A 6,592-nucleotide genomic window follows, 5' to 3' on the forward strand; every position below is an offset into this window, starting at 1 on the left:
TCTCGGTGGGGCGTGATACCGAAACAGTCGCGCTGTCCAAAGCGGTGAAATACTTTGTCGAACACCGCGTATTCCTTAATGATGACCGTACGGTGGTATTTAAATGAACATAGCCATTCAAGAACATTCACAGCCGCTGATTATTGACGGCAAAGCAACTGCACAAACCGTTTTGGACGAGATCAAAAGCGAAGTGCAGCAGATGAAAGCGCAAGGTATTGAGCCTTGCCTTGCAGTAGTCCTGGTCGGAGATGATCCGGCCAGTCATGTCTATGTGCGCAACAAGGTTGAAAAAGCGCTGTATGTCGGCATCCGCTCACTGGAATACCGCATGTCAGCAGATACAGATGCTGACACGCTGCTGCAGAAAATTGATGAACTGAATGCAGATGCCACCGTGCATGGCATCCTGGTGCAGCTGCCGTTGCCGGCACATATTGATGAAACGGCGGTGTTGCAGCGCATTCATCCGCTTAAGGATGTTGACGGTTTCCACAGTGAAAATGTCGGCGGTCTGAGTCAGGGCCGTGAGGTGTTAACCCCATGCACACCGACCGGATGTATTCGCCTGCTGAAAGACACCTTGGGGCCGGATCTGTCCGGACTGCATGCTGTGGTGGTGGGTCGTTCCAACATTGTCGGCAAGCCGATGGCGGCGCTGTTATTAAAAGAAAGTTGCACCGTCAGCATTGTCCATTCACGCACCCAGAATATTCGCGACATTTGCAAAAATGCCGACATTCTGGTGGCAGCGGTCGGTAGGCCGAAAATGATCGATGCATCCTATTTAAAACCGGGTGCAGTGGTCATTGATGTGGGGATTAACCGCATTCAGGAAAACGGCAAAAACCGTCTGGTCGGAGATGTCGATTATGACGATGCGCTGTCTGTGGTCAAAGCCATCACGCCTGTTCCGGGTGGTGTCGGTCCCATGACCATTGCCTACCTGATGAAAAATACCCTTGATGCTGCGCGTATGCAGGCAAACATTTTTAAAAAATAAGCTAGCGGCATTGGAAAAGATGCCTTGGAGAAGAAATTATGCCACTTGGTTTGCTCAAATACGGATTAAGCAGTGAATATCCTGTTGAAGTTGATTTGCCTCCACCGAAGGAGCTGAAATCACACTATGACGTAGTGATTATTGGCGCTGGCGGTCATGGTTTGGCAATCGCATATTATCTTGCAAAATATCAAGGCATCACCAATGTTGCTGTGCTGGAAAAATCCTATCTTGGCGGTGGTAATACGGCGCGTAATACTGCGGTGATCCGTTCCAACTATCTGACCTCAGAAGGAGTGAAGTTCTATTCAGAATCGGTTGATTTATTTAAAAACCTGTCCAATGAATTTGACTTCAACATCATGTATTCAGAGCGCGGCCAGCTGACTTTGGCGCATACCGATTCTACTGTGCGTGCCTTCCGCCAGCGTGCCGAAGTGAACAAGCATTTTGGTGGTCGTACCGAAATGATTGACCGCCAGCAAATTAAGGAGCTGGTACCGTGTCTGAATCTTGATCCCGCGCATTTGCCTGTTCTGGCAGGACTCTGGCATATGGATGGTGCCACAGCACGGCATGATGCCGTGGCCTGGGGCTATGCCAAGCAAGCGGCGAAACGCGGCGTGGAAATCCACCAGCTGACTGAAGTACAGGATTTTGTGACTGAAAAAAACCAGGTCACGGCGGTAAAAACCAACCGTGGCAGCATCAAGTGTGGCTGCGTGGTACAGGCGATTGCCGGCGCTTCCAGCATTTTAATGAACAAGCTGCATATCAAGTCGCCGATTCATACCTTCCCGCTGCAAGCCATGGTGTCCCAGCCGTTTAAACCGTTTATCAATCCTTTGGTCAGTTCATCTGCTTTGCACTGCTATGTGCAGCAAACCAGCCGCGGTGAAATTGTCTTTGGTGGCGGTTCAGACCCTTATCCGCTGTACAACACCCGTTCTACCCTGGATTTAAAAGAAAGCCTGCTGGCTCATGCCATTGAAATGTTCCCGTTTATGGCCAATGTCAAACTCATGCGCCAATGGGCTGGCATGACCGACATGACGCCTGACTACAGCCCGATTATGGGCAAATCGCCTTATGACAATTATTACCTGGATGCAGGCTGGGGCACGTGGGGCTTTAAATCCACCCCGATCTGTGGCAAGACCATGGCGGAACTTGTGGCGACTGGCCGTACGCCGGATCTGATCAAGCCATTTGAATTGTCGCGTTTCAGCCGCTTCCAGCAAGTCAATGAAATGGGCGCCACTGCGGCGAGCCATTAAGGAGTAAACCCATGAAAATAATGATTTGTCCTTTAAATGGTCCAAGAAATATCAGTGAATTTAGTTATGGCGGCGAGCTGAAAACCATGCCGGACCAGAACACCTGCAGCAATGAAGAATGGGCAGATTATGTGTTCAATAAAAGCAATATTGCCGGTGTGGTACTGGAATGGTGGATGCATACCCCAAGCAGTTATTGGTTTATTGCCGAGCGCCATACAGTGAGCGATGAAATTCTGCGTACCTTTGATGCCAAGGAAATGTTTAGCCAGCGCATCGATTTTGAAAATCCGCCAGCTACAGAAAAAACAGCAGAACAGGCTGCTAAACAGGAGGTATCCGCATGAGCAATCTAGATTTAAACCGACTGCCTTTGCCGTATGGCATTTTGATTGACCGCAACCAGCCTGTGACTTTTCAGTTTGATCAGCAGACTTTTCAGGGCTATGCGGGCGACAGTATTGCCAGTGCCTTGATTGCCAATCAGCGCTGGATTATGTCGCGCTCTTTTAAATACCACCGTCCGCGTGCACCTTTAACCATGGCGGGACAAGATGCCAATACGCTGATTCAATTGCCGCAGGAGCCGAATGTACTGGCAGATAGCACCGAGATTGCAGCGCATCTGTCGGCAATGGGGCAAAACTATGCTGGCTCGTTAATGAAAGACAGCGATGCGTTTTTAGGCAAATTCTCAAAATTTATGCCTGTCGGCTTCTATTACCGCTCATTCTACAAGCCTAAAGGGGTCTGGAAGCTGTGGGAGACCATGATCCGTAAAAAAGCCGGGCTGGGGGTGCTGGATCTGAATTTTCAGCCTGAATACTATGACAAAGCCTATCTATTTACAGATATTGCCATTATTGGTGCCGGTCCGGCCGGCTTGCAGGCAGCGTTAACCGCCGCGAATGCCGGCATGAAAGTGTTGTTAATTGAACAGGATAAAATACTGGGTGGTAGCCTGCATTATGCGCGTTTTGATGCCGAGGGTAAAAAAGCCGCTGCATGTGCAGCCAAACTGATTGCGCAAGTAGAACAGCATGAAAACATTAGCGTGCTGAAACAAGCCATTTGTAATGCCTGGTTTACCGATCATTATTTACCGGTCATTCAAGGCAAGCGTATGTATAAAGTCCGTGCCAAGCAATGCATTGTGGCCAGCGGCAGTTTTGACCAGCCAGTGGTGTTCCGCAACAACGACTTGCCCGGTGTGCTGTTGACCAGTGCCGTACAGCGTCTGGTCAAACTGTATGGGGTACGGCCCGGCCAGAAAACGGTTATTTTAACCGGTAACGATGACGGCTATCTGGCCGCCCTAGATCTGGCCGAAGCCGGTATCTCTGTGGCCGCCCTAGTCGACATGCGCGCCGGTGCAGAAGATCCCGCTTTGCAAAAAGCGGTTGAACTGCACCACATTCCGGTCTATCTCAGCAGTACCGTGTATGAAGCCTTGCATAGCAAGGACATGCAGCATCTGACCGGAGTCGATATACGCAGTATTGTTGCAGAAGGCCAGGTGGGTACACACAGCAAGAAAATTGATTGTGATGTGCTGGCCATGTCATCCGGTTATATGCCGGTGTACCAGCTGCTGTGTCAAGCCGGTGCCAAACTGAACTATAACGACAAAAAGGCACAGTTCAGCATTTCCGGTTTACCTCAGGGATTGCACATTAGCGGCTCTGTTGCCGGTGTGCATCAGCTGGACAATGTTCTGCATGATGCAGTGCAAACCGCCACGGATGCAGTGAATGCCATTTTGGGCAATGCTGCTACAGCAGCGAAAAAACCTGTTGTCGAAGCAGCGGTGAATTTCCCATGGCCAATTTTCGCGCATCCTAAGGGCAAAGAATTTGTCGATTATGATGAAGACCTGCAAATCCGCGACATTATTAATGCCACCAAATCGGGCTACCGTGATGTACAGCTGGTCAAGCGTTTTTCTACTGTGGGTATGGGACCTTCTCAAGGCCGTCATTCAGCCTTGCCTACTGCGCGTCTCGTGGCAAAATATACAGACCGCACAGTGAGCGAAACCGGGGTGACGACCGCCCGTCCACCGTTCACTGCAGAAAAATTGGCGCATATTGCGGGACGCGGTTTTGATCCTTTCCGTCAGACCGCCATGCATCAACGCCATATTGAGGCCGGTGCACAAATGATGCCGGCAGGCAACTGGCAGCGTCCGGCCTATTATGGTGACGTCTCTGGCCGTTTGCAGCATATTGAAAACGAAGTGCGCAATGTACGTCAGAATGTCGGCATGATTGATGTATCTACTTTAGGCGGATTAGATCTTCGCGGGCCTGACAGCGGCGAGTTCCTCAACCGATTATATACCTTTGGTTTTGTAAAATTACCGGTGGGTAAAACCCGTTATGCAGTCATGACTGCCGAAGATGGCGTGGTGATAGACGATGGTGTTGCCGGGCGTTTAAGTGAAAACCACTTTTATGTTACCGCAACCACCAGTGGGGTAGACCGCATTTACCAGCAAATGCTGAAATGGAATGCGCAGTGGCGCTTAAATGTCGATATAGCCAATGTCACGTCGGCATTTGCGGCGGTGAATATTGCCGGTCCGAATTCCCGCAAAGTGCTGCAAAAGGTCTGTCAGGACGTGGACTTCAGTGCAGCAGCATTTCCCTACCTGGGTTTGCGCACCGGAACCATTCAGGGCATTGCTGTGCGTATCTTGCGCGTTGGCTTTGTAGGCGAATTGGGCTATGAAATTCACTTCCCTGCACGTTATGGCGAGTTCATGTGGGATCTGCTGATGCAGGCGGGTCAAGAGTTCTCCATGAAGCCTTTTGGGGTGGAAAGCCAGCGACTACTGCGTTTGGAAAAGGGTCATATCATTATCAGTCAGGATACCGATGGCATGTCGCATCCTAAAGAAGTGGACTTAGGCTGGGCTGTAGCGAAAAGCAAGCCATGGTTCGTGGGCAAGCGTTCCATTGCCATTTTGGAACAGCAGCCCATGAAACGCAAATTGGTGTCTTTTGTGCTGGACAAACAGCAGCAAAAACCGCTGGAAGGCCATATTGTGCTGAATGGCGACAAAATTACAGGAAACGTAACTTCGTGTGAATATTCACCCACTCTGGACCAAATTATTGGCATGGCGTATGTCGGTATCGAGCAAAGCGCAGTGGGCCAGCAGTTCCAGATTCGTGTGGAAAAAGGTGCAAGTGTCTACGCCACAGTAGTAAAAGCGCCTTTCTATGACCCTAATAATGCCCGTCAGGAGATCTGATCATGAGTATTTTACCTCAAGCAGAACGCAGTCCCATTCAAAAAACCTGTGCGGCCTATCAGTCTTATGGCGCAGGACGCATGTTTCTTGCAGGCGGTAAGTCCCAGCACATTCAGCAATGTGCAGTGGTGGATTTAACCAATATGCCACGCGTCGGTTTCCGGGGAACCGACAGTGCCAGCTATTTAACTGCAGCGGGTTTTAGATTGCCGGATGAACCCAATCGATTGTGTCATCAGGCCAATGGCAGCATTGTGGCACGGCTGTCTGCGACCGAATATTTAGTGCTGGGTGCAATGCAGGATTTTGGTGAAAGTATAGCCGCACTGGAACAGAGCTGGGAGCTGAGTGACCGCGCCAACTATCTGCTGCCGCGTCAGGATAGCCATGCCTGGATTCAGCTAACTGGGCAATCTGTGGCTTTCATCATGGCTAAGCTGTGTGCCGTCGATTTGTCCGCAGAAGCTTTTGCTGCAGGTCAGATTGCACAGACCTCGGTGGCGCGCATTAATGCTGTGGTGATGAATGTCAGCGATGCCCAGGCGCCGAAATTCAATCTCTTGTGTGACCGGGCTTCTGCACTGTATTTGTGGAATGTCCTGCTGGATGCCATTGCAGAATTTGATGGTCAGGCTGTCGGTATTGACGGGCTGCTCAGCATTGCATAAATAACAATTCTGTTTTCCCCCAACTGTAATCCCCCTGAATGGCTGTTAGCGTAAGCTGGCAGCCATTTGCTTTATGCCCTAGAGTCAGGACAGCAATCAACCTTTATCATAAGAGCGTACAGCCGCCCATTCCAGCACTATGCTTTTAAGCATTCACCATTTACTAAAGCATCGTTTTGATCAAGAAAAAAATTAAATGCTTCAAAGCAATAGGACGAAATCCGTCGTTTGTTCTTGCCACCATGGCTACATGATCGCGCTACCCGATTTCTCTATAATGATGACCGTTATTTAAAACCTACTTAAACCTACTTACGTGGGTTTAATGTTTAATTCCTACTTCATCATCAAGAACCAATTGCTATTGCGCTTGGGATTACCTCAATTC

5 protein-coding genes and 1 pseudogene are annotated in these 6,592 nt (G+C 49.7%); all 6 read left to right on the forward strand.

Translation table 11 applies throughout. The annotated features are described in order from the left end of the window. A pseudogene (locus ACE01T_RS16710) lies at positions 1 to 107 on the forward strand (formyltetrahydrofolate deformylase); the annotation flags it as partial. Next, on the forward strand, positions 104 to 1,003 hold the full coding sequence (folD, locus tag ACE01T_RS16715) for a bifunctional methylenetetrahydrofolate dehydrogenase/methenyltetrahydrofolate cyclohydrolase FolD (protein ID WP_004704295.1): 900 nt from the start codon (positions 104 to 106) through the stop codon (positions 1,001 to 1,003). The pseudogene ACE01T_RS16710 and the gene folD, both read left to right, overlap by 4 nt. 38 nt (positions 1,004 to 1,041) lie before the next feature. After that, positions 1,042 to 2,280 (forward strand): FAD-dependent oxidoreductase, encoded by a 1,239-nt coding sequence (locus ACE01T_RS16720; protein ID WP_395519722.1) that lies wholly within the window; start codon positions 1,042 to 1,044, stop codon positions 2,278 to 2,280. 11 nt (positions 2,281 to 2,291) lie between these two features. Continuing rightward, on the forward strand, positions 2,292 to 2,627 hold the full coding sequence (locus tag ACE01T_RS16725; RefSeq protein WP_004704293.1) for a sarcosine oxidase subunit delta: 336 nt from the start codon (positions 2,292 to 2,294) through the stop codon (positions 2,625 to 2,627). Beyond that, entirely contained in the window at positions 2,624 to 5,536 is a 2,913-nt protein-coding gene (locus ACE01T_RS16730; RefSeq protein ID WP_004704292.1) for a glycine cleavage T C-terminal barrel domain-containing protein, read from the forward strand. The genes ACE01T_RS16725 and ACE01T_RS16730 overlap by 4 nt, the downstream gene beginning before the upstream one ends. A gap of 2 nt (positions 5,537 to 5,538) precedes the next feature. Continuing rightward, the gene (locus ACE01T_RS16735; RefSeq protein WP_004704291.1) at positions 5,539 to 6,204 is read left to right on the forward strand and encodes a sarcosine oxidase subunit gamma; all 666 of its coding nucleotides are present in this window, start codon (positions 5,539 to 5,541) and stop codon (positions 6,202 to 6,204) included. Positions 6,205 to 6,592 lie beyond the last annotated feature (388 nt).

The sequence above is a fragment of the Acinetobacter uliginosus genome (assembly GCF_044130295.1).
In the GTDB taxonomy this organism is placed as follows: domain Bacteria; phylum Pseudomonadota; class Gammaproteobacteria; order Pseudomonadales; family Moraxellaceae; genus Acinetobacter.